Genomic DNA, 23,950 nt, shown 5'->3' with positions numbered 1-23,950 from the left:
CCGCGAGCAGTGCATGCCCCATGTAGTGTCGAGCCATGCTCGACTGCCTTTGGAAAGCAGTCGAGCATGGCTCGACGCTACAGAACAGCAGGCAACAAAAAACGCCGGAAGCTTTCGCTTCCGGCGTTCTGGCTACCAAACGGTAGCAGACGGATTAGACCGCCTGCACCTGGTCAGCCTGCATACCCTTCTGGCCCTGGACGGCGATGAAGGTAACCTTCTGGCCTTCCTGCAGGGTCTTGAAGCCGGTGCCCTGGATGGCACGGAAGTGCACGAACAGGTCCGGGCCGCTTTCCGGGGTGATGAAGCCGAAGCCCTTGGCGTCGTTGAACCACTTGACGGTGCCGGTCTGACGATCAGACATTTGACTAACTCCTGAAACACATGTTGAAAAAAATCGCAGCCACCGGGTATCGGGGCCGAGACTGAGTTGCAGGCGTTGGTAAAGCGGATCGATGAGCGGATCGTGAGATCAACTGCACCAGGCCACGATTCACGGTGACCCTAGCAAACACAGTGGGTCGAACGATACGCGTGTTTTCTGCAAAAAGCGATAGCCCGGACGTTCATGGGCAAACCCTGCCCGCTAGGCGTGACAAGGCTTGGCAGCCGATCAAGCCTAACTCCGAGTCCCCATTCAGGTTTTTCCTACCCTACACTGGGTAAATGACTGAAGCTGAAACCCAAGCTGAACCCGCCCTGCCCCGCATCTGGGTGGACGCGGATGCCTGCCCCACCGTCATTCGCGACATCCTGTTCCGTGCCGCTGAACGCGTTGGGATCGAGCTGACCCTGGTTGCCAACCAGTGGATCCGCACCCCGCCATCGCGCTGGCTGCGCTCGATCCAGGTGCCGCAGGGCCTGGACGTGGCCGACAGCGCCATCGTCGAGCGGGTCGCCGCCGGAGACCTGGTGGTCACCCAGGACATCCCGTTGGCCGCCCTGGTGCTGGAGAAGAAGGCCGTGGCGCTGAACCCGCGCGGCCAGCTGTACACCCCGAACAACATGGCCGAGCGGCTGTCGATGCGCAATTTCATGGAAGAGCTGCGCGGCGCCGGGGTGCAGACCGGTGGCCCGCCGCCGCTGGGCCCGTGCGACCGGCAGCTGTTCGCTGCCGAGCTGGACCGCTGGTTGGCCCGACGCCCGGTTCGCTGAACGGCCCTACCCGCCCTGGCCGGGCAGGCACAGGCGGCGCCGGCTGCTGAACCGCCGGGGCTCCCCGCTCAATGGGTCATCGAAGGCCAGCCCCTGCGCCAGCAGCTGCAGGGGCGACTCGACCGTTTCATCCGGGCGCGGCCTCAGCAGCGGATACAGGTCATCGCCCTCGATCGGCGCGCCCAGCGCCGCCATGTGCACGCGCAGCTGGTGCTTGCGGCCGGTTTCCGGCAGCAGCCGGTAGCGCCAGACCGGCCCTTCAGCCTCGATCAGCTCGATCCGGCTGCGCGCATTGGGCTCGCCCGGCACTTCGGCCATGCGGAAGAATGGCTCCCCCGGCACCAGGCGGCTGTCCCGCTGCAACGGAAACGCCAGCCCGGGCAGCGCCGGTGCCAGCGCCTCATAGGTCTTCTCGATGCGCCGTTCGCGGAACAGCCGTTGATAGGCATCACGCGTGGCTGCCTGGGTCGAGAACAGCACCAGGCCGGCGGTCAGCCGGTCCAAGCGGTGCAACGGCGCCAGTTCGGTGTTGCCGGTGCGTACGACCAGGCGCGCCAGCAGGGTTTCGCGCACATAGCCACCGGCCGGCGTCACCGGCAGGAAGTGCGGCTTGTCCGCCACCAGCAGGTGCGCATCCAGATGCAGGATGGTCTCGGCGAAGGGAATCACCGGTTCGTCGGCCACCTCGCGGAAGTACTGGATTTCCAACCCCACCTGCCAGGGCATGTCCGGCGCCAGTGCCCTGCCCTGCGGATCCTGCACACGGCCTCGGGCGAAGCGGTCCTGCCACTGCGCACGGTCGATGCGCGGGAAGCGCGCACACAGGCCATCGAGCAGGCTGCGCCAGTGGCCGGGCGGCAGCTGCAGGCGGCTGGGCAGGATCATAGGTGGCACTCCTGCGGCAGGAAAGAGCGCAAGAGTGCCACCGTTGACGCTGCGCAGACAGACCGGCAACGGACACCTCTGGAGCAAACCTCTATCATTGTCGTCTTTAGTCCACGGACCCCCCATGGCTCTCACCGCCACCATCCGCAAGGCCGAACTGCAGATCAGCGACATGGATCGCGGCTACTACGTGACCCACAACCTGACCCTGGCCCAGCACCCGTCCGAGACCGACGATCGCCTGATGGTGCGCCTGCTCGCCTTCGCGCTGAACGCCGGCGACCGCCTGGAATTCGGCCGCGGCCTGAGTACCGATGACGAGCCGGACCTGTGGGAGCACGACTACACCGGCGACATCCTGCAATGGATCGACCTGGGCCATCCAGACGAATCGCGCATCCGCAAGGCCAGCAACCGCAGCCGCCAGGTGCAGGTGGTGAACTACGGCGGCAACGCTTCGGACATCTGGTGGAGCAAGCAGAGCAAGGGCCTGGCGCGCTTCGACAACCTGTCGGTGGTCGACCTCGATGGTGCCTTCGTCGAACTGTGGGGCCAGCAGATCCAGCGCGCCATGCGCTGGAGCGTGCTGATCCAGGACGGCGAAGTGCAGCTGCTCAACGACCAGATCCAGCTCGACGTGATCCCGAACTGGCGCAAGCGCGCCAAGGCATGAGCACCATCCGTTGCGATGTGGTGGTCATCGGCGCCGGCGCGGCCGGGCTGATGACCGCAATCACGGCTGGCCAGCGCGGCCGCCAGGTGCAGGTGATCGACCATGCCAACAAGGTCGGCAAGAAGATCCTGATGTCCGGCGGTGGCCGTTGCAACTTCACCAACACCGGCACCACCCCGGCCAACTTCCTGTCGGCCAACCCGCACTTCTGCAAGTCGGCGCTGGCGCGCTACACACCCTGGCACTTCATCGAGCTGGTGCACAAGCACGGCATCGCGTATCACGAAAAAGAGCTGGGCCAGCTGTTCTGCGATGTCTCGTCCAAGCAGATCGTGAAGATGCTGGTGGACGAATGCCAGGCGGCCGGCGTGCAGGTGCGCACCGAGTGCAGCGTGCAGCGCATCGAGCACGGCAGCGATGGCTTCCGCGTGCATACCACCCATGGCCTGTTCCATTGCGCCTCGCTGGTGGTTGCCACCGGCGGCCTGTCCATTCCCAGCATGGGTGCCACCGGCTTTGGTTATGAAGTGGCCCGACAGTTCGGCCACCAGGTGCTGCCGACCCGCGCAGGGCTGGTGCCGCTGACGCTCAGCGGCAAGCACCAGGAACGGCTGGCCGATCTGAGTGGTGTCGCCCTGCCGATCGAGGCGCGCTGCAACGGCAGGAGCTTCCAGAACTTCATGCTGCTGACCCATCGCGGCGTGAGTGGCCCGGCGATCCTGCAGATCTCCTCGTTCTGGCAACCCGGCGATGCGCTGGAGCTGGACCTGCTGCCCGGCCAGGATGCCGGCGAGTGGTTGCGCCAGATGAAGCGCGAACGACCCGCCGCCGAACTGCGCACGGTGCTGGGCGAGGTACTGCCGAAGCGGCTGGCACAGCGGCTGTGCGAACACTGGCTGCCCGACCGGCCCGTGCGCCAGTTGGACGAGCCGGTGCTGCGCCAGGCCGCGCAGCTGCTGGGCGCGTTCCCGCTGGTGGCCAGTGGCACCGAGGGCTACCGTACCGCTGAGGTCACGCTCGGCGGCGTGGACACCGCCGAGGTCTCGTCTTCGACGATGGAATCCAAGCGCGTACCCGGCCTGCATTTCGTCGGCGAGGTGCTGGATGTGACCGGCTGGCTGGGCGGCTACAACTTCCAGTGGGCCTGGGCCAGCGGCCACGCGGCCGGTGGCGTGGTGTGAACCACATCGCCGTTCGATGCGTGCAAGGGGTGCGCGCATGGACGGTTCGGCGCGCATCGTGTATCTAGATTTGCAGATTGGGGAGCAGTGCATGCAGAACGCGAACGACATCACCATCCGCCTGCTGATCGTCGATGACAGCGGCGAGAACGCCGAGGCCATCGTCAGCACCCTGCGCAACAGCGGCATCGCGGTGCGTCCGTGGCGCCCGCAGGATGCTGCCGAGCTGTCCCAGGTGCTGGCCAGCCAGGCCATCGACCTGGTGCTGGCTTCGCCCTCGCAGGGGATCCCGCTGCCACTGGTGGCCCAGCATATTGCTGCCAGCGGCAAGGACATTCCGCTGGTGCTGCTGGCCGAACGCATCGACGAGGACGAGCTGGTACAAGCCAGCAGCCACGGCATCCGTGCCCTCGCCCTGCGCCAGCGTTCCGAGCACCTGCTCGCCGTGGTCCGTGATCAGTGGGTGGACCTGCAGGCGCGTCGTGGCCTGCGCCGCATCGAGGCGCAGATGCGCGAGACCGAGCGCCGCTGCGATGCCCTGATCGCTTCCTCGCGCGACCCCATCGCCTACGTGCATGAAGGCATGCACATCCGCGCCAACGACGCCTATCTGGAGATGTTCGGCTACGAGCATTTCGACGATATCGAAGGCATCTCGCTGCTGGACATGGTCGCCGCCCAGCATGTGGAAGGCTTCAAGCAGCTGCTGAAGGGCCTCAGCCGTGGCGAGGCGCCGCCGCCGCAGTATCAGCTTGACGCGCGCCACGAGGATGGCAGCGCGTTCCCGGCAACGATGGAATTCACCCCCGCCACCTACGAGGGCGAATCCTGCCTGCAGGTGGTACTCCGCCGCCGCATGGAATTCGACCCGGAACTGGCGCGCGAGGTCGAGGACCTGCGCCAGCGCGATCAGGTCACCGGCCTGCTCAACCGACCGACCTTCATGCTGCAGCTGGAAAGCGCGGTGGCCCAGGCCGGGCGCAGCGAAGGCCAGTTCGGCCTGCTGCTGATCGAGCCGGACCACTACGCGCGCCTGCTGCCGGATATCGGCCTGGCCTCGGCCGACATCCTGATCGGCGCCCTCGCCTCCCTGCTGGCCGAGGTGGTTGGCGAGGACGCGCAGCTGGCCCGCTTCGGCGAACACAATTTCGCCGTGCTGCAGGCCGGGCCCTACGCGCAGACCGTGGCACTGGCCGAGCGCATCCGCGAAGCCTACGCCGCACACGTCTTCAGCATCGGCGCGCGTTCGGCCACGGTAACGGTCAGCATCGGTGGCGTGCAGGTGGGCGAGAAGATCGCCAGCATCGGCCAGGTGCTGGCACGCGCCAGCGAATGCACGCAGGCCGCCGCCGAACTGGGCAACACCTGCCGCATCTTCGACCCGGCCGCTGCCGACCGCGTGGAGGAAGAACGCGTGCTGCGCTGGGTCACCCGAATCCGTGAAGCACTGGCCGGTGATGGCTTCCAGCTGCACTACCAGCCGGTGCTGAACCTGCAGGGGGGGTCGCTGGAGCTGTATGAGGCCTACCTGCGCCTTGAGCACAATGGTGAACTGCTGAGCCCGACTGCGTTCCTGGGCATCGCGGAGGAACACGGCCTGCTGGCCGACATCAACCGCTGGGTGGTGTCACGGGCGATCGCTGTGCTGGGCCAACGTGCACGCGAAGGCCATGCCACGCAGATGCTGGTGAAGGTGACACCAGAGTCGTTCGACGACCCGCAGATGATCGCCACCCTGCGTCGGGAACTGCAGGCACAGGGCGTGCCCGGCGAACGGCTGTGGCTGCATGCGCCGGAAGCAAAGGTGTTCACCCATCTGCGCAGTGCGCAGCAGTTCCTTGCCGAAGTGGCGCCGCTGGGCTGCCGCATCGGCCTGGAGCAGTTCGGATCGGGGCTGGATTCGTTCCAGCTGCTGGCCCACTTCCAGCCGCAGTTCCTCAAGCTGGACCGCGGCTTCACCAGCGATCTGGCCGCCACCCGAGAAAACATCGACCGCATCAGCCAGATCACCGCGCGCGCGCAGGAAGCCGGCATCCGCACCATCGCCGAGTTCGTCAGCGATGCCAACTCGATGACCCTGCTGTTCAGTGCCGGCGTGGATTACGTGCAGGGCGACTTCGTCGGTCCGGCGTTGCCGGAGATGGGTTTCGAGTTTGGTTGACGCCTCTCTGTAGAGCCGGGCCATGCTCGGCTGCGGGACTCAAGCGAAGAGCAGCCGAGCATGGCTCGGCTCTACACAAACGAGAAGGCCGGCTTTCGCCGGCCTTTTCGTTGATCAGGTCATGTCGACCAGATTGTCGATCTTCACGTCCGGGTTGACGTCGGCCTCGTAGTCGACGCCCTCCACGCCAAAGCCGAACAAGCGCAGGAAGTCGGCCTTGTAACCGGCCAGATCGCTGATCTCGTACAGGTTCTCGTTGGTCACCTGCGGCCACAGCGCAACTACCTTGCCCTGCACGTCTGCCGCCATTTCCTTGTAGTCGGCACGCAGGCGGCCTTCCTCATCGACCAGCGCAACGGTATGGCCCTCGCCATCGACCAGGTCGTGGCGCAGGCGATCGATCGCCACGCCGTCGGCCTTGCCGCCGTATAGGATGTCGTACAGCACATCCAACTGCTCGATGCAGCCTTCGTGGGTGCCCTTCTCCTTCATTACCTTGAACAGCAGCGACAGGTACAGCGGCATGGTCGGAATGGCCGAGCTGGCCTGGGTGACCACCGCCTTCAGCACCGACACGCGCGCGTCGCCACCAATTTTCGCCAGCTTCTCGCGCAGGCCCAGCACCTTGTTGTCCAGATCCTTCTTGGCGGCGCCGATCGAGCCGTTCCAGTAAATCGCCTGGGTGATCTCTTCGCCCACATAGGTGAAGGCGGTCGTGGTGCAGCCGTTGGCCAGCACGCCGGCATCGGCCAGCGCGTCGATCCACATCTGCCAGTCCTCACCGCCCATCACCGCGACGGTACCGGCGATTTCTTCCGGGGTGGCCGGCTGCAGATGGGTCTCGGTCAGCACTTCCTTGTCGGTATCCAGGCCACGCAGCGTGATCGGCTCGCCGATCGGCTTCAGCGTAGAGCTGATGATTTCACCGGTCTTCGGGTGCTTGCGGCGCGGCGCCGCCAGGCTGTAGACGACCTGATCGACCTGGCCGAGATCGGCCTTGATCATCTCGATGGCCCTGGCCTTCACTTCATCGGAGAAGGCATCGCCGTTGATGCTCTTGGCGTACAGGCCGGCTTCGTCGGCGTACTTGTGGAACGCGGCCGAGTTGTACCAGCCGGCCGTGCCCGGCTTGGTCTCGCTGCCCGGGCGTTCGAAGAAGATGCCCAGGGTCGCGGCGCCACTGCCGAAGGCAGCGGTGATGCGCGCAGCGAGGCCGTAGCCGGTGGAGGCGCCGATCACCAGCACGCGCTTGGGGCCGTTCTGGATCGGCGGGCGCGCGCGGATGTAGTCGATCTGCTGCTTGACCGCGGCGTCGCAGCCGGTCGGGTGGGTGGTGACGCAGATGAAGCCGCGGACGCGCGGTTTGATGACCATGGATACCTCGGGTTGGCAGATGCGGCGCGCGGGGCGCTCAGCAGGAATATGGGTGCGCGCATGCGCGCGCGAACCGCAGGATCGTAGTGCGCGGGGGCCGAATGCACAACCGACGCTGCCGTAGGGTGGTGTTTCTTTTGCAGGGTTGCACCCTGCACCCGCAGAGGCCTGAGCAACGGCCAGAGCCAGAGCAACGTCAAAAGCTGGGTTCCTGGGGGTGGGCGGGGTGGGTCCGGTTGAGGGGGACGCTGCAAGTACGTCCATGTAAGCTCGGTCGCCGCATCCATGCGGCTCACGCCCCTCAACCGGACCCACCCCGCTTTCGACAGATTTCCGCGATCTGTCAGGACGGCATTCTGCTCTGGTGGGTGTCGACCTTGGTCGACACGGTAGATCCACGCCATGCGTGGATGACTCATTCGATATCTGACAGGTGTGTCGACCAAGGTCGACACCTACCAACAGCCGCAGGAAACGATCTGGGGCAGAGCCCCCTGAGTCAGGGGGCGGCCGCGAAGCGGCGGGGGTCTGGGAGCTGGTAAGTGGGGCCCACGGTTCGCGCAGCGAAGCGTGGGAGCGACAGCGCGCATGCGATGACGCGTACCAGCCCTGCCAACAAAAAACCCCGCTTGCGCGGGGTTCTCTGTGCATTGCGTGCAGCGCGAACGCTTACGGGCGACGGGCCAGGGCCTCGACGTCCTTCGCCTTCGGCAACAGGTCCTGCTTGCTCACGCGCAGGAAACCGATCGTCAGCATCGGCACCGCCACCAGGATCGAGGACAGCACCACGATCACCGCACCGATCATGTGCGTCTCGGCCAGGCCTTCCATCGAGCTGCCGCCGTACATGTACAGGGCCAGTGCCGACAGGAAGAACATCACTGCGGTGATCACCGTACGCGACAGCGTCTGGTTGATCGAACGGTTCAGCACTTCCATCGAGTCCACGCGCAGGCTGCGGAAGTTCTCGCGGACGCGGTCGAAGACCACGATGATGTCGTTGATCGCAAAGCCCATCACCGACAGCAGGCCGGCCAGCACGGTCAGGTCGAACTCACGGCCCAGCAGGGACACGTAAGCCACCGTCACGATCAGGTCGAACATGGCCACGATGCTGGCGGTGACCGCGAACTTCCATTCGAAGCGCACGGCGATGTAGATCAGGAAGCCGGCCAGCATGAAGATGGTGGCGTACAGGCCATTCATCGCCAGGTCCTTGCCGATCTGCGGGCCGACGAACTCGTTGCGCAGTACGGTTGCCTGATTATCAGCCGTGGACAGTGCCTTCACTACAGCGGCAGCGGTAGCCTTGTCTTCGGTGGCGGCAGCACCCGTGCCCGGAGCATGCTCGCCGTGTGGCGCCAGGCGGATCAGCAGGTCGGTGTTGCCACCGACGCTCTGTACCTGGGCGCCGTCGAAGCCATTCTGCTCGAGCTTGGTGCGGACCTGCTCGACGTCCACCGCCTTGTCGAAGCGGGCTTCGATCAGGGTGCCGCCGGTGAAGTCCAGCGCGTAGTTGAAGCCCTTGAACGCGATGATGCTGATCGACGCCAGGAACACCACGATGGTGACTGCCATGGCGACATGGCGCCAACGCATGAAGTCGATCTTGGTGTCGTTCGGGAGGATGTGCAGCGGAAACAGTTTCATTGTGCGTGTCGTCCCGTCAGATGGCCACGTTCTGGAGCTTCTTGCGACGGCCGTAGATCAGCGTCGCCAGCGCACGCGACACGGTGATCGCGGTGAACATGGAGGCGAAAATACCGATGATCATGGTCAGCGCGAAGCCCTTCAGCGGACCGGTACCGAATGCAAACAGCGCCACACCGACGATCAGGCCGGTCAGGTTGGCGTCGAGGATGGTGCCCGAAGCACGCTCGTAACCGGTCACGATCGCGGTTTTGCCCGGCACGCCGGCACGCAGTTCTTCACGGATACGCTCGTTGATCAGCACGTTGGCGTCCACTGACAGGCCGACCGACAACGCCAGGCCGGCAAAGCCCGGCAGGGTCATGGTCGCGCCGAACAGCGACATCACCGCCACCACGATCAGCAGGTTGAACAGCATCGCGATCGAGGTGATCACGCCGAACATACGGTAGTAGACGCTGAAGAACACCAGGGTGAACAGGAAGGCGAACACCACCGCGCGCATACCGTTCTTGACGTTCTCGGCACCCAGGCTCGGGCCGACCACGCGCTCTTCGACGAAGTCCATCGGCGCGGCCAGCGAGCCGGACTTCAGCAGCTTGGCCAGGTCCTCGGCTTCCTTCTTCTGAAGGCCGGTGGTCTGGAAGTTCTTGCCGAACACGCCGTTGATGTTGGCCACCGAGATCACTTCCTCGTTGACCTTGAAGCCACGCACTTCCTGGCCGTCGACAACAGTCACGGTCGGCACGCGCTCGGTGTAGACCACCGCCATCGGCTTGTTCACGTTGGCGCTGGTGAAGTCGAACATGCGCTGGCCGCCGACATTGTTCAGCGTCACGCTGACCGCCGGAGAGCCGCTGTTCGAATCGGTCACCGCCTGCGCGCCGACCATCTGGTCACCGGTGACGATCACGCGCTTGTTCAGCAGGACCGGACCACCGCCATCACGACGCTGGTAGACCTTCGCTTCCGGCGGAATGCGGCCGGAGTTGATGGCGTCCTGTGCATTGCCGTCAACCACCGCGCGGTACTCGAGGGTAGCGGTGGCGCCGATCATGCGCTTGGCTTCGGCCGTGTCCTGCACGCCCGGCAGCTGCACGACCACGCGGTCGGCACCCTGGCGCTGGATGATCGGCTCGGCCACGCCCAGCTGGTTCACGCGGTTGCGCAGGGTGTTGATGTTCTGCTCGATGGCGCCGTTGGCGATCTGGGTGATCTCGGTTTCCGGCACGGTCACCGTGATGCGATTGCCACTGACGTCGTAGCCGAGGGTCGGCTGCGCCTTGACCAGGGCAGTGCGGGCACGCTGCGCGGCGTCGTCACCGGCGGACGGGCTCAGGTTGGCCACGATACTGTTGTCAGCACGGCGTTCCACCGACTGGTACGGAATGCGGGCGTCGCGCAGGGTGCTGCGCACGTCTTCGGTGTAGGCATCCAGGCGCTTGTCGAGCGCGGCCTTCTGGTCGACCTGCAGCACGAAGTGCACGCCGCCCTGCAGGTCCAGGCCCAGCACCATCGGGCGACCGCCGAGGTTGGCCAGCCAGTCCGGCACGGTCGAGGCCAGGTTCAGGGCCACGGTGTACTTCTCGCCGACGGTGTCACGCAGGGCGTCGCTGGCAGCGGACTGCGCCTTCAGGTCCGGCAGGCGGACGATCAGGCTCTCCCCTTCCTTCTCGGCACCGAGGGCGTCCACACCGGCCTTTTTCAGGTCGGCCAGCACACGGTCGCGCAGCGCGTCGTCGACCTGTCCGCCACGGTTGGCGGTGATCTGGACGGCCGGGTCCTTCTGGTAGATGTTGGGCAGCGCGTACAGCGCGCTGAGCGCCAGTACGATCAGGATGACGACGTACTTCCAGCGTGGAAATTCGAGCATTGCTTGGGTCCCGCGCGGCGCCATCCCCGGCGCCGCGGTTGTGCATCGGAAAGGGAGTGGCTTACTGGGCCGACTTCAGGGTACCGGCCGGCAGCACGTTGCCGACAGCGCCCTTCTGCACGCGGATGCGCACGTTGTCAGCCACTTCGATGGTGATGAAGTTGTCGCCGATGTCGGTGACGATGCCGGCGATGCCGCCATTGGTCAGCACTTCATCGCCACGCTTGATCTTCTCCAGCATGGCCTTGTGCTCCTTCTGCCGCTTCATCTGCGGGCGGATCATCAGGAAGTACATGATGGCGATCAGGATGACCGGGAACAGCAGCGTGGTCAGGCCCATGCCCTGCGGTTGGCCGCCGGCGGCCTGGGCGTGGGCGGCGGGAATCAGGAAAGCAAGCAGGTTCATCGTTGGTCCTTTGGTTGGGCGGCGCTCCGGCCCTTTCACGGGCAAGGGGTGTCGACCGCGGATCTGGGTCAGCCTTGAAGTATGCCACGGCCCCGGGCGTTCGTCCTTGGGCCGTTTGGCAGGGGGTACTCGGTTTACAGGGGCGGCGCGACCGCCCCGCGTGCCGCGTAGAAAGACTCACGGAAGGCCAGGAAGGTTCCCGCTTCGATGGCCGCACGGATGTCGGCCATCAGCTTTTCGTAATAGAACAGGTTGTGCAGGGTACCCAGCATCGGCGCCAGCATCTCGTTGCAGCGGTCCAGGTGGCGCAGGTAGGAACGGGTGTAGCCACCGGTGCAGGCCACGCAGCCGCAGCCGGGCTCGATCGGATCCATGTCGCGCGCGTACTGCGAGTTGCGGATGCGGACGGTGCCGAACGAGGTGAAATAGTGGCCGTTGCGCGCGTTGCGGGTGGGCATCACGCAATCGAACATGTCCACGCCACGTGCGACACCCTCGACCAGGTCTTCCGGCCGGCCCACGCCCATCAGGTAGCGCGGGCGGTCACCCGGCAGCTCCGGGTCCAGGTGGTCGAGCATGGCATTGCGCTCGTGCTCCGGCTCGCCCACGGCGAGGCCGCCGATGGCGTAACCGTCGAAGCCGATCGCCTGCAGGGCCTCGGCCGAGCGGCTGCGCAGGTCGGTGTGCACGCCACCCTGGACGATGCCGAACAGGGCCGCGTCGTTGCCCAGCTCGTCATGCGCGTTGCGGCTGCGCTGCGCCCAGCGCAGGCTCAGTTCCATGGAACGGCGGGCGACGTCTTCGGTGGCCGGGTACGGGGTGCACTCGTCGAAGATCATCACCACGTCCGAATCGAGCACCTTCTGGATCTTCATGCTCTCCTCCGGGCCCAGGAACACGCGAGCGCCGTCGGTGGGCGAGGCGAAGGTCACGCCCTGCTCGGTGATCTTGCGGCGGTGGGCCAGCGAAAACACCTGGAAGCCGCCGGAGTCGGTCAGGATCGGGCCATCCCAGCGGCAGAAGCCGTGCAGGCCGCCGTGGTCGGCGATGATGTCCAGGCCCGGGCGCAGGTACAGGTGGAAGGTGTTGCCGAGGATGATCTCGGCGCCCAGCGCACGCACCTGGTCCGGCAGGATGCCCTTGACCGAGCCATAGGTCCCCACCGGCATGAAGGCCGGCGTTTCCACCGTGCCACGCGGGAAGGTCAGGCGGCCACGGCGGGCACGGCCGTCGCGGGTCTGGAGCTGGAACTGCAATCGGGACATGGAGCGGTCATTCGGGCAAATAGTCGCTCATTGTCTCCCAAAACCGGCTCGACCGCCCATTCAGGCCTGAACGGCACGGCAGTAGAGCCACGCCATGCGTGGCTTTCCTGGTCTCCAGGCACCTGCAAGTGCGCACCAACGGTGCGCACCCACCACAAGCAGGCAGAGGTCAGCGCCCTACCCCGCTTGCGGGAACAGCAGCATGGCGTCGCCGTAGCTGAAGAAGCGGTAGCGCTGCTCGATCGCGTGCTGGTAGGCCTCGAACACCCTTTCCTTGCCGGCGAACGCGGAGATCATCATCAGCAGCGTGCTTTCCGGCAGGTGGAAGTTGGTCACCATCGCGTCGACGCTGCGGATGCGGTAGCCCGGGGTGATGAAGATCTGCGTTTCACCGGCGAACGGCAGCAGCTCGCCATCGCGCATCGCGCTTTCCAACGCGCGTACCACGGTGGTGCCGACGCCGATCACCCGGCCGCCGGCCGCGCGCGTGCGCCGTACCTGCTGCACCAGCTCCGCGCCCACGTTCAGCCACTCGCGGTGCATCACGTGATCCTTCAGGTCATCGGCGCGCACCGGCTGGAAGGTGCCCGCGCCGACGTGCAGGGTGACATGGCCGAAGTCCACGCCCTTGTCCTTCAGCGCGGCCAGCAGCGGTTCGTCGAAATGCAGGCCGGCGGTCGGCGCCGCCACCGCGCCCACTTCGCGCGCGAACACGGTCTGGTAGCGCTCGCGGTCGTCCACGCCCGGCTCGCGCTGGATGTACGGCGGCAGCGGCAGGCGGCCGGCATGCAGCAGCCACTGTTCCAGCGATTCCGGCACATGGAACTGCAGCACGTAGAACTCGCCATCGCGACCCAGCACCTCGGCTTCGCCACCGGCATCCAGCGCGATGCGGCTGCCGGCCTTCGGCGACTTGCTGGCGCCGACCTGGGCACGGGCCTGCTGGCCGCCGAGCAGGCGCTCGATCAGGATCTCCACGCGGCCACCGCTGGCCTTCTGCCCGAACAGGCGCGCCGGGATCACCCGGGTGTCGTTGAACACCAGCAAATCCCCCGGCTGCAGCAGGGATGGCAGATCACGCACCTGCAGATCGGTGAAGCCATCGGGCGCCGGCGGGACCAGCAGCAGGCGGCTTGCGGAACGTTCGGCCAGGGGCGCCTGCGCGATCAGTTCAGCCGGCAGGTCGTAGTGGAAATCGGACTTCTTCAAGGCAGTGGGCGGCAACAGGTCGACAATGGCGCGCATTGTACGTCCAGCGTCTGCGAGCCGGCGCGCTTCGCGGCGAACGTCGCGCAAAATGCTGCTATGCAGCAGGTTTCTGCGGGGTTATCGCGCAAAAAAACAAGTGCTAGCATCGAGCCGGAAGTCCGCTGCACGAGCCTGCCCCAAGCGCGCGTGATGACGCGCGTTTTGCTTTTGAAGACCCGTGCGACCCATTGTTTCAGGAGATCTGCAATGAGCTTCATCGAACGCCTCGCCCCCCTGCGCAACCAGCCCGGCACCCGCCTCACCTCCGGCCTGGACGATGCCACCCTGACCACCCTGTCCGCCAACCACCCGCAGCTGATCGCCGCGGTGGACGCCGCCGCCGAGGAATTCGCGCGCGTGCAGGCCGACCTGGGGCCGCTGCTGGCGCAGGACGAACAGGCGCAGATCGACGCGATGCAGGACGGTTTCGTCAATTTCTATGCCGATGACGCGGTGACCCCGTACGTGGCACTGGCCGCGCGCGGCCCGTGGGTGGTCACCCTGAAGGGCGCCGTGCTGTACGACGCCGGCGGCTACGGCATGCTCGGCTTCGGGCACACCCCGGATGCCGTGCTGGAGGTGATGGCCCGCCCGCAGGTGATGGCCAACATCATGACCCCCAGCCTGTCGCAGCAGCGCTTCATCACCGCCCTGCGCGCCGAGATCGGCCACCGCCGTGGCGGCTGCCCGTTCGCCCGTTTCATGTGCCTGAATTCCGGTTCCGAGGCCGTCGGCCTGGCCGCCCGCATCGCCGACGTCAACGCCAAGCTGCAGACCGACCCCGGCGCGCGCCACGCCGGCGCCGCGATCAAGCGCGTGGTGGTCAAGGGCAGCTTCCACGGCCGTACCGACCGCCCGGCGCTGTATTCCGATTCCAGCCGCAAGAGCTACATGCAGCACCTGGCCAGCTATCGCGGCGAGGACTCGGTGATCACCGTGGCGCCGTACGACGAGGCCGGCCTGCGCAAGGTGTTCGAGGATGCCGCACGCAACCAGTGGTTCATCGAAGCGGTGTTCCTGGAGCCGGTGATGGGCGAAGGCGACCCCGGCCGCTCGGTGCCGCCGTCGTTCTATGCCGTGGCCCGTGAACTGACCCGTGCCCATGGCAGCCTGCTGCTGCTCGACTCGATCCAGGCCGGCCTGCGCGCGCATGGCGTGCTCTCGGTGGTGGACTACCCGGGCTTCGAAGGCCTGGACCCGCCGGACATGGAGACCTATTCCAAGGCGCTCAACGCCGCGCAGTACCCGCTGTCCGTGCTGGCGGTAACCGAGCATGCCGCGCAGCTGTACCGCAAGGGCATCTATGGCAACACCATGACCAGCAACCCGCGTGCGCTGGACGTGGCCTGCGCCACCCTGGCCCAGCTGACCCCGCAGGTGCGTGCCAACATTGCCGAACGCGGTGCCGAGGCCGTGCGTAAGCTGGAACAGCTGAAGAACGAGCTGGGCGGGCTGATCACCAAGGTGCAGGGCACCGGCCTGCTGTTCTCCTGCGAGCTGGCCCCGCAGTTCAAGTGCTACGGCGCCAATTCCACCGAGGAATGGCTGCGCCAGCACGGCATCAACGTGATCCACGGTGGCGAGAACTCGCTGCGCTTCACCCCGCACTTCGGCATGGACAGCGAAGAGCTGGACCTGCTGGTGGGCATGGTCGGCCGCGCCCTGCGTGAAGGCCCGCGCCGCGAGCAGGCGGCGGCGGCGTAAACCCCCGCTTCGGTAGAGCCGAAGGCAGCGGCAGGAGCCGCTGCCAACGTCGCTGGCGACGGCCCGAAGGGTGCCGGTCAGGACGACCGGCATAGCCCATGCTCGGCTGGCGCCTTTGCCGCGATCTGAACGAAGAGCAGCCGAGCGCGGCTCGGCTCTACAGAAGGCCTCTCAAGGCCTCATAATCCTTGGGCACCCCGTCCCTGACCGCCCTGCGGTCGGCGACGGGGCGTTTTCGTTTCCGGCCAAGAGACAGGAAGATCCATGAAATCGATCTGTGTGTACTGTGGTTCCAACGCTGGCAGCAAGCCGGCCTATACCGAACGCGCCATTGCACTGGGCGACCGCATCGCCCGCGACGGCCTGCGCCTGGTGTATGGCGGGGGCAACGTCGGCCTGATGGGAACCGTGGCCAATGCCGTGCTTGCCGCTGGCGGCGAAGTGACGGGCGTGATCCCGCGTCAGCTGGCCGACTGGGAAGTGGCCCACCGCGGCCTGACCGAACTGGAGATCGTCGGTTCGATGCATGAGCGCAAGTCGCGCATGTTCGACCTCGCCGATGGCTTCGTCACCCTGCCCGGCGGCTTCGGCACCATGGAAGAGATCTTCGAGATGCTGACCTGGCGCCAGCTGGGCATCGGCAACAAGCCGTGCGCGTTCCTCGATGTGGAAGGCTTCTACGCCCCGCTGATCGGCATGATCGATCGCATGGTGGAAGAGCGCTTCCTGCACCCGGACCAGCGCCAGGACCTGTGGTACGGCTCGGACATCGAAGCGATGCTGGAGTGGATGAAGAACTACCAGCCGGCCCAGGCCTCGAAGTGGATCGACGAGAAGCGCCGGGCCGCCCTGCGTTGATGCAGCCGCACGCGGTGGCTCAGGCCGCCGCGTGCGACCACGGGGCAGGCCGCCCCAGCAGATAGCCTTGGCCGTAATCGCAGCCCAGTTCGCGCAGGGTCTGCCGCTGCGCCTCGGTCTCGATGCCTTCACCGATGGTCTCGATGCCCAGCGTGCGCGCCAGCGACAGTACGCCTTCGACCAGCGCGCGCGTGCTCTGCACTTCCGGTCCATGCAGGCCGGCGATGAAGCTCTGGTCGATCTTCAGCGTACTGATCGGGAAACGGTGCAGGTAGGACAGCGCGGAGAAGCCGGTACCGAAATCGTCCAGCTGCACCTGGATGCCGCGCTCGCGCAGCCCCTGCAGGATGCGCAGCGTGTGCGGGCCATCGTCCAGCAGCGCCACCTCGGTGATCTCCAGGCGCAGCCGGCGCGGATCGGCACCGCAGCTGTCGAGCAGGCCGAACAGGCGGTCACTGAATTCGGCGGAGCGGAAATGCCGGGGTGAGACGTTCACCGAGACGTAGCCTTCGCCCCCCTGCGCCAACCCTGCGATGACCTGCTCGTAGATCAGCCAGTCGACCTGTTCGATCAGGCCGCTCTCTTCCCCCAGCTCCAGGAACGCGCCCGGCAGCAGCAGGCCGCGGCGCTCATGTTGCCAGCGCAGCAGCGCCTCGTAGCCCACCACCTCGCCATCGGACAGGCGCACGATCGGCTGGTAGAACGGCACGAAATCGCGGTTGTTGATCGCACGACGCAGGTCGGCCTCCAGGTCGAGGCTGCGCATGGCCTGCTCGCGCATGTCTTCGTCGAAGATCGCGCAGCGGTCATGACCCTGCGCCTTGGCCCGGTACATGGCCGCGTCGGCGTCGCGCAGCAGCTCTTCGCCGGTGCGGTAGCGCGGGTTCCACAGGGCGATGCCCAGGCTGCCGGACGGGAACAGTTCGCGCCCGGCGATCCACATCGATTCCTGCAGCGCCAGCAGCAGGCGCTGGCCAAAGTCCAGCGCCTGTGCCAGGCCCTGCGGGCATTGCAGCAGCACCGCGAATTCATCACCGCCCAGCCGCGCCACAACGTCCTCGGCGCCAGCCATCGATACGATGCGCTTGGCCACCTCCACCAGCATGCGGTCACCGGCAGCGTGGCCGATACTGTCGTTGACCAGCTTGAAGCGGTCCAGGTCGAGGAACAGCACAGCGAACACCGGCCCACCATCACGCTTGGCCAGCGCCAGCGCATCCTGCAGGCGGTCCAGCAGGTGCAGGCGATTGGGCAGGCCGGTCAGCGCATCGTGCATGGCCTGGTGGGTCAGGCGTTGCTCGGCCCGCAGGCGTTCACCAATCTGCCCGAGCAACTTCTCGTTGACCTCGGCCAGCTCGCGGGTACGTTCTTCCACGCGCTTTTCCAGCTCGGCATGCGCCGAGCGCAGCCGCTGCTGGTCGCGCTGACGGGCCAGGCCGGTACCGATGTTCTGTGCGACGAAGGTCAGCAGGCGCTGGTCATGCACGCTGAAAATGCTGTTCTCGCTGTAGCTCTGCACCACGATCGCGCCGACCACTTCGTCGTCGCGCAGCAGTGGTACGCCCAGCCAGCAGTGCGAACGCGCACCGGATTCACGCACTTCGCCACTGGCCAGCAGCGCATCGATCTGCGCGCGCGAGGCCAGCAGCGGGCGCCGGTTGCGCACCACGTATTCGGTCAGGCCCCGGCTGAAGGGCCGTGGCGCGCGGCTGGCATTGTGCTCGTCCACTGAATACACGAAATCCAGGCCGTTGCCGGCCGGGTTGACCAGGGCGATGTAGAAATTGCGTGCGTCGAGCAGGCGCCCAACCACGCCATGCACCTGTCCGTAGAACTGGGCCAGGCTGTCGGCCGACATCGCCATCTCGGCAATGTTGTAGAGCGCGGTCTGCAGCTGTTCGGCGCGACGCCGCTCGGTTACTTCGTCCTGCAGGCTGTGGTTGGCGCGCTGCAGTTCCTGGGTACGCCGCTCTACCTGCTGCTCCAGCCGCACCTGCGCCTGGCGCCGGTCCATCGCGGTCTGCACATGCTGCGCAACGAAACCCAGCAATGCGCGCTCGGCCTCGCCATAGCGGGCCGCCTGTTCATAGCTCTGAACCACGATGGCACCGCATACACGGCCATCGCGCAGCATCGGCACGCCCAGCCAGTCCAGGCTTTCCGGCCCACGCTGCGGGTCGTGCTCCTGTTCCATCACCTGCGCCAGCAGTTTGCGCGAGGGACCACTGAGCGGTTTGCCATGGCGCAGCAGCGCCACGGTCAGGCTGCGCGGCATCTCGCTGGCGTCATGGCTCTGCGTGGGATCGGCGACGAAGTCATCGACCTGATCGGCGAAGTACAGGAACCGGATCTGGTCGCGCACATCGTCGTATTCGACGATGTAGCAGTTCTCGGCATACATCAGCGTGCCCAGCACACCATGCACGTGGCGCAGCATCTCGGGCATTTCAAGGTCGGCACCGGCCAGGTCTGCAATCTGGAACAGGGCCTGCTGCAACCGCTCGGCCTCTTCCAGTGCCTTGATCTGGCCGGCCTGGCGGCCGCGCTGCAGCGCCAGCTCCATCGCCTGCCGGGCAACGCCCCACCATGCCGCCGAAGGCACTGCGCCTTCGACCGACAACAGCAGGCGCGCACCATCATGTTCCCAGCCGTGCTGGCCATCGCCCGCGCCGGGTGCCGCCGCATCACCTCCGGCAGCCGCTGTCGGCCAGCCCCCCTGGCCACGACCGAGCTGCGGGTCATCCCAGCCGACGCGGACCACGGCCGTTTCCGGCAAAAGCGCATGCAACGCGCGCACCAGCGCCGTGCTCAGCACGGCCTCGTGTGGTGGCTCTTCCGCCGGTTCAGCATGCGTGGACAAATGACAATCTCTTGGCGCCGTCGGTGCGTCGCCTCCCCTGAGCCGCCGAGCATAGCGCGCCACCCGGGGGGCAATGGAAGCCCGTAAACCCCGAATCGTGCGCCCGTACGTTTTTCCTGCTGTCCGTAGCCCCTTCCGAGCCATGACCCTCGCCCTGCCCGCCCCTGCCACCGGCTATGCGCCATCGCCTGCAGGCCTTACCCTGTACGCCGTGGAAGCCAGCGCACTGCCAACCGATGAAGCCTTGATGCTGGCCTGGGCCGGTGGCGACCTGCGCGCATTCGAAAGCCTGTATGCGCGCCATCGCAAGCGCCTGTTCGGCTTCCTGCTGCGGCAACTGCGCGACAACGCGCTGGCCGAGGAGATCTTCCAGGACGTCTGGCAGCGGGTGATCAGCGCCCGCGCCGGCTGGCAGCCCGAGGCGGCGTTCAGCACCTGGTTGTTCCGCATTGCGCACAACCGCCTGAATGACCATTGGCGTGCCGCCCGTCATCGCCCCGCCGCGCCGGCCGACGCCGATCTGCGCCTGGCCGCGATCGAGGATGGGCAGACCCCGGAAGGTGAGCTTTCCGAATTCGAACAACGTCGCCGCATCCAGCTGGCGATGGAACAACTGCCGCCGGAGCAGCGCGAAGTGCTGCAGCTGCGGCTGGATCAGGAACTGAGCCTGGAGGAGATCGGCCAGATCACCGGCGTAGGCCGGGAAACCGTGAAATCGCGGCTGCGCTATGCGATGGACAAGCTGCGTGCGGGATTGAACGCATGAACCGAGACGAACCGCTGACGCCGGAAGAACGCGAGCTGTCCCGCCTGCTCGGCCGTCGCGCCGATCAGGCACCGCCCGCCGCACTGGACGCCGCCATCCTGGCCGCGGCCCGCGCTGCCGTGGACGCTCCGGCTGCCGATGCGGTCGCCTCTCCCGAGGCGCCGCCCACGCAGCGCGCACGCCCGCGTTGGCCGGCGGTGTTCGGCATCGCCGCCTCGATGGTGTTCGCCATTGGCATCGCCTGGCAGCTGCGTCCGGAACCGCCGCCGGTTCCGGCCGGTGAGGCCGCTGTTGCTGCGGCACCGGCTGCTGCAGAAGACGTTGCGGCTGCCGATCAGGCCGCTGACAGCAGTGCGGCCGACAGCGCGGTGGCGGCTGCGGAACCGGCCGCTACGCCCGCAGCGCCCGAGGCAGGCCCTGTTGCCGCTGCCCCGGCACCGGCACCGGTCATCGCGCGCACGCGCAAGCCTGCGCCGGCCGAGTCCGCTGACGCGCCGGCCCAGGCTGCACGATCGATGGCTGCAGATGCCGCCGCCGATACCTCCTTTGCGGCCCTTCCGCCCGCTCCGGCCGCAGCGCCGGCAGCGGCGCCGCCTGCGCCACCGGCACCCGCCGCCTACTCGGCACCGGCACCGGCATTCGCGCCGGTAGCGTCCGGGGCGCTGAAAGCACGCACGGCCGCAGCACCGGCAGCGAATGCCGCCGAAGTCGAGCGGGCGCAGGCGCTGGACCGGGTAGAAATCACCTCGATGAAGCGTGAGGCTCCCAGCCGTTCCGCACCAGGCATCATGCGCCGCAGCACCGATGCGGGCCTGAGCGCGGACGCCGTGCAGGCCGAGGTGGACGCCGACGCACGACTGCCGCGTCGGCAGTGGCTGCAGAAAATCCGTACACGACGCGACGACGGCCAGCGCGATCTGGCCCGTGCCAGCCTGGAGCGTTACATGCAGCAGTACCCGGAAGCGCGCCTGCCACGCGACCTGCGCCCACTGCTGGACGACTGAAGCGGACGGGAATACCCGGCAACCCCGTAGAATGGCGGGAATGCTCGATACTCTCGCCCAGCCGGTCAGCCACACGCTGGAAGTCAAACACAGCCGTTTCATCGCCCATGCCGCGCCGATCGAAGGCGCCGCAGCGGCCATGGCGTTCCTGCAGCAGGTCGCGGTGGCCGATGCCACCCACAACTGCTGGGCCTACCGGCACGGGCAGGACTATCGCTCCAGCGACGATGGCGAGCCGGCCGGCACGGCTGGACGTCCGATCCTGGCGGCGATCGACGGCCAGGGTTTCGACCGGGTGATGGTGGTGGTGACCCGCTGGTTCGGCGGTATCAAGCTCGGCGCCGGTGGCCTTGTACGCGCCTACGGTGGCGCCGCCGCCGAGTGCCTGCGTACCGCGCCGCGCCTGCCGCTGCTAGTGATGGCCCGGCTGCAGCTGCTGGCCGGCTTCGAGGATCTGGGTACCCTGCACGCCACCCTGCCCGCCTTCGGTGCCGAAAAGCGCGATGAACAGTTCGATGCCAATGGCGTGTGCCTGCGGATCGAATTGCCTGCCGATCAGGTCGACGCATTGAAAATCCGCCTGCGCGACGCCACCCGTGACCGTATCCGCATAGAAGACGACGACCAGGATGACTGACAAGGACGACGCCCCCGCTTCGACCCCGCCGCTGCGGCGCCTCGGCAGCCTGCGCACGCTGTGGCCATTCGTGCGCCGCCATAGCGGGCTGTTCACCGCCTGGCTGCTGGCCCTGGCGGTGTCTTCGGCCGCCACGCTGAGCCTGCCGCCGGCGGTGAAGCAGATGATCGATCATGGTTTCAGCAGTGGCGGCCAGATCAACCGCGCCTTCGCCCTGCTGATGCTGGTGGCGGTCGTGATGGCGTTGGGCACGGCCGCGCGTTTCTACTTCGTGTCGCTGCTCGGCGAAAAAGTCGTGGCCGACCTGCGCAGCCAGCTGTATGCCCACCTGATCCAGCTGGGCGCCGGCTTCCACGACCGCAGCCGCAGCGGCGAACTGGTCTCGCGCCTGACCGCGGACACCGAACTGCTGCGCAGCGTGGTCGGCTCGACCATGTCCGTAGCATTGCGCAGCACGGTCACTGTCATCGGCAGCCTGGCGATGCTGTTCGTCACCAGCCCGCGGCTGGCCGCATGGTCGCTGCTCGGCATTCCACTGGCGGTGCTGCCGATCATCATCGGTGCGCGCAAGCTGCGCACGGTCGCACGCAACAGCCAGGACCGCATCGCCGATGCCAACAGCCTGGCCAGCGAGACGCTGGGCGCGGTGCGCACGGTGCAGGCACATGCACGCGAACCATACGAACGCGGTCGCTTCGACAAGGCGCTCGGTGACGCCATCGGCGCCGCCCGCCGCCGCATCGGTGCACAGTCGCTGGTCACCGCCAGCGCCATCCTGCTGGTGTTCGGCGCCATCGTCGGTGTGCTGTGGCTGGGTGCGCACGACGTCATCGACGGCCGCCTCAGCGCCGGCACGCTGGGTCAGTTCGTGCTGTATGCATTGATCGGCGGCGGTTCGGTGGGCGCGCTGGCCGAAGTATGGAACGAGCTGCAGCGCGCGGCCGGCGGCATGGGCCGCATCGGCGAACTGTTGCAGGAAGACATCGAGATCCGCGCGCCGGCCCAGCCGCATGCACTGCCGCAACCGCTGCGTGGCGAGATCCGGTTCGACGACGTGGTGTTCCACTACCCGCAGCGACCGGACCAGGCCGCACTGGACCACTTCAACCTGCATGTGCGCCCCGGCGAGACCGTAGCGCTGGTGGGTCCGTCAGGGGCGGGCAAGAGCACGGTGCTTTCGATGCTGCTGCGCTTCCATGACCCGGCCAGCGGCCGCATCGACGTGGACGGCATCGACGTGCGCCAGGTCGACCCGGCCGAGCTGCGTGCGCAGCTGGCGCTGGTGCCACAGCAGCCTACGCTGTTCGCTGCCAGTGCCCGCGACAACATCCGCTATGGCCGCCTGCAGGCCAGCGACGCCGAGGTCGAGGATGCCGCACGAGCGGCCGAGGCCGACGGTTTCCTGCGCGCGTTGCCGCAGGGCTATGACAGCGAGCTGGGTGAGCGCGGTGCCCGCCTGTCCGGTGGGCAGCAGCAGCGTGTGGCGATTGCCCGTGCGCTGCTGAAGGATGCGCCGATCCTGCTGCTGGATGAAGCCACCAGCGCGCTGGATGCACAGAGCGAACACAGCGTGCAGCAGGCATTGGAACGGTTGATGGCGGGTCGCACCACGCTGGTCATCGCCCACCGCCTGGCCACCGTGCTCAAGGCCGACCGCATCGTGGTGATGGACCAGGGCCGCATCGTCGCCGAGGGCACGCACGCACAGCTGCTGGCCGAAGACGGACTGTACGCTGAACTGGCACGCCTGCAGTTCATCGATTGATGACGTCCGGCTAACATCGGCGCGGCCAAGCTGGCCGCGCAACTGCAGCATCCGCTGAAGGAGGTGCACGATGTCGTTCCGTCAGTTCCCCGCCGTCGACAGCAACGGCGAAAGTCACATCATCATCGAGTTCAAGCCCGAGGCGAATGGCAGCGGGCACCATTCCGAAGCCACGCCGCGCTACGAGCTGGATGATGGGCGGCCGCTGGTGCGCGATGGCCGCGAGTTCACCACCAGTGGCGGCGAGTTGAGGTTGACGATCTGAGGTTCGCCGGGCATGGCCCGGCGCTACCGGATTTCATTCCGCCCCGCTCTGGTGGGTGTCGACCTTGGTCGACATGCTTTTTGCCAAAGGCGGTCGAGCATGGCTCGACGCTACAAAAAAGCATGGTCAATTTTTCACCAAGCATCTTGACAGCCTTGGCTTCCAAGGGCTGCGCGCGGTTATCCACACCTTTGCTCAGAAACCATCCACATCGCCTGTG

20 protein-coding genes are annotated in these 23,950 nt (G+C 66.7%); 11 read left to right on the top strand and 9 right to left on the bottom strand.

The features are described 5' to 3' along the window. Positions 1–154: 154 nt before the first annotated feature. Positions 155–364, bottom strand: coding sequence for a cold-shock protein (locus tag M1L61_RS08920; protein ID WP_004153307.1), 210 nt, complete (start codon positions 362–364; stop codon positions 155–157). A gap of 302 nt (positions 365–666) precedes the next feature. On the opposite strand from M1L61_RS08920, the gene M1L61_RS08915 reads away from it, so the two are divergent. Next, positions 667–1,155, top strand: a complete 489-nt coding sequence (locus M1L61_RS08915; RefSeq protein ID WP_248854590.1) for a YaiI/YqxD family protein — start codon at positions 667–669, stop codon at positions 1,153–1,155. A 6-nt stretch (positions 1,156–1,161) separates the two neighbouring features. Here the strand turns inward: M1L61_RS08915 and M1L61_RS08910 are convergent, their stop codons facing one another. Then, positions 1,162–2,040 (bottom strand): pseudouridine synthase, encoded by an 879-nt coding sequence (locus M1L61_RS08910; protein ID WP_241872504.1) that lies wholly within the window; start codon positions 2,038–2,040, stop codon positions 1,162–1,164. 124 nt (positions 2,041–2,164) lie between these two features. On the opposite strand from M1L61_RS08910, the gene M1L61_RS08905 reads away from it, so the two are divergent. From M1L61_RS08905 to M1L61_RS08895, 3 genes are all read left to right on the top strand, one after another. After that, entirely contained in the window at positions 2,165–2,713 is a 549-nt protein-coding gene (locus M1L61_RS08905) for a YaeQ family protein (protein ID WP_043403207.1), read from the top strand. After that, positions 2,710–3,894, top strand: a complete 1,185-nt coding sequence (locus tag M1L61_RS08900) for an NAD(P)/FAD-dependent oxidoreductase (RefSeq protein WP_197646834.1) — start codon at positions 2,710–2,712, stop codon at positions 3,892–3,894. The genes M1L61_RS08905 and M1L61_RS08900 overlap by 4 nt, the downstream gene beginning before the upstream one ends. 91 nt (positions 3,895–3,985) lie before the next feature. Continuing rightward, a complete protein-coding gene (locus M1L61_RS08895) occupies positions 3,986–6,055 on the top strand; it encodes an EAL domain-containing protein (protein ID WP_248854589.1) in 2,070 nt (689 codons plus the stop codon). 114 nt (positions 6,056–6,169) lie between these two features. Here the strand turns inward: M1L61_RS08895 and fabV are convergent, their stop codons facing one another. The 6 genes from fabV to queA all read right to left on the bottom strand — a co-directional run bounded on the left by fabV (position 6,170) and on the right by queA (position 13,868). After that, positions 6,170–7,429, bottom strand: a complete 1,260-nt coding sequence (gene fabV / locus M1L61_RS08890; RefSeq protein WP_248854588.1) for an enoyl-ACP reductase FabV — start codon at positions 7,427–7,429, stop codon at positions 6,170–6,172. A gap of 669 nt (positions 7,430–8,098) precedes the next feature. After that, positions 8,099–9,079 (bottom strand): protein translocase subunit SecF, encoded by a 981-nt coding sequence (secF, locus tag M1L61_RS08885; protein ID WP_010484505.1) that lies wholly within the window; start codon positions 9,077–9,079, stop codon positions 8,099–8,101. A 16-nt stretch (positions 9,080–9,095) separates the two neighbouring features. Beyond that, positions 9,096–10,952, bottom strand: a complete 1,857-nt coding sequence (gene secD, locus M1L61_RS08880; RefSeq protein WP_010484504.1) for a protein translocase subunit SecD — start codon at positions 10,950–10,952, stop codon at positions 9,096–9,098. Between the two features lie 61 nt (positions 10,953–11,013). Next, positions 11,014–11,358: a preprotein translocase subunit YajC gene (gene yajC, locus M1L61_RS08875; protein WP_005409257.1), complete on the bottom strand. Its 345-nt coding sequence runs from the start codon at positions 11,356–11,358 to the stop codon at positions 11,014–11,016. Between the two features lie 134 nt (positions 11,359–11,492). Beyond that, entirely contained in the window at positions 11,493–12,623 is a 1,131-nt protein-coding gene (tgt, locus tag M1L61_RS08870) for a tRNA guanosine(34) transglycosylase Tgt (RefSeq protein ID WP_029379947.1), read from the bottom strand. 177 nt (positions 12,624–12,800) lie between these two features. Continuing rightward, entirely contained in the window at positions 12,801–13,868 is a 1,068-nt protein-coding gene (gene queA, locus M1L61_RS08865) for a tRNA preQ1(34) S-adenosylmethionine ribosyltransferase-isomerase QueA (RefSeq protein ID WP_010484499.1), read from the bottom strand. A gap of 210 nt (positions 13,869–14,078) precedes the next feature. On the opposite strand from queA, the gene M1L61_RS08860 reads away from it, so the two are divergent. Next, entirely contained in the window at positions 14,079–15,575 is a 1,497-nt protein-coding gene (locus M1L61_RS08860) for an aminotransferase class III-fold pyridoxal phosphate-dependent enzyme (RefSeq protein WP_248854587.1), read from the top strand. 264 nt (positions 15,576–15,839) lie between these two features. Continuing rightward, positions 15,840–16,433, top strand: coding sequence for a TIGR00730 family Rossman fold protein (locus tag M1L61_RS08855; protein WP_010484495.1), 594 nt, complete (start codon positions 15,840–15,842; stop codon positions 16,431–16,433). Positions 16,434–16,452: 19 nt separating this feature from the next. Here the strand turns inward: M1L61_RS08855 and M1L61_RS08850 are convergent, their stop codons facing one another. Continuing rightward, positions 16,453–19,293, bottom strand: coding sequence for an EAL domain-containing protein (locus tag M1L61_RS08850; protein WP_248854586.1), 2,841 nt, complete (start codon positions 19,291–19,293; stop codon positions 16,453–16,455). 247 nt (positions 19,294–19,540) lie between these two features. Here M1L61_RS08850 and M1L61_RS08845 point away from each other — a divergent pair, with 247 nt between their 5' ends. The 5 genes from M1L61_RS08845 to M1L61_RS08825 all read left to right on the top strand — a co-directional run bounded on the left by M1L61_RS08845 (position 19,541) and on the right by M1L61_RS08825 (position 23,730). Next, a complete protein-coding gene (locus M1L61_RS08845; protein ID WP_229301621.1) occupies positions 19,541–20,059 on the top strand; it encodes an RNA polymerase sigma factor in 519 nt (172 codons plus the stop codon). Continuing rightward, a complete protein-coding gene (locus M1L61_RS08840; protein ID WP_049411455.1) occupies positions 20,056–21,063 on the top strand; it encodes a hypothetical protein in 1,008 nt (335 codons plus the stop codon). The genes M1L61_RS08845 and M1L61_RS08840 overlap by 4 nt, the downstream gene beginning before the upstream one ends. Positions 21,064–21,103: 40 nt before the next feature. After that, positions 21,104–21,700: a YigZ family protein gene (locus tag M1L61_RS08835; RefSeq protein ID WP_043403374.1), complete on the top strand. Its 597-nt coding sequence runs from the start codon at positions 21,104–21,106 to the stop codon at positions 21,698–21,700. Next, positions 21,693–23,465 (top strand): ABC transporter transmembrane domain-containing protein, encoded by a 1,773-nt coding sequence (locus M1L61_RS08830; protein ID WP_010484484.1) that lies wholly within the window; start codon positions 21,693–21,695, stop codon positions 23,463–23,465. Before M1L61_RS08835 ends, M1L61_RS08830 begins: the two co-directional genes overlap by 8 nt. 70 nt (positions 23,466–23,535) lie before the next feature. Continuing rightward, positions 23,536–23,730, top strand: coding sequence for a hypothetical protein (locus M1L61_RS08825; protein ID WP_005409247.1), 195 nt, complete (start codon positions 23,536–23,538; stop codon positions 23,728–23,730). The last annotated feature ends 220 nt before the right edge of the window (positions 23,731–23,950 follow it).

Source organism: Stenotrophomonas sp. NY11291 (genome assembly GCF_023277365.1).
GTDB classification, from domain to species: Bacteria; Pseudomonadota; Gammaproteobacteria; order Xanthomonadales; family Xanthomonadaceae; genus Stenotrophomonas; species Stenotrophomonas geniculata.
The sequence above is the reverse complement of the archived record's forward strand: the minus strand, read 5'-3'. Positions and strand labels throughout refer to the sequence as shown.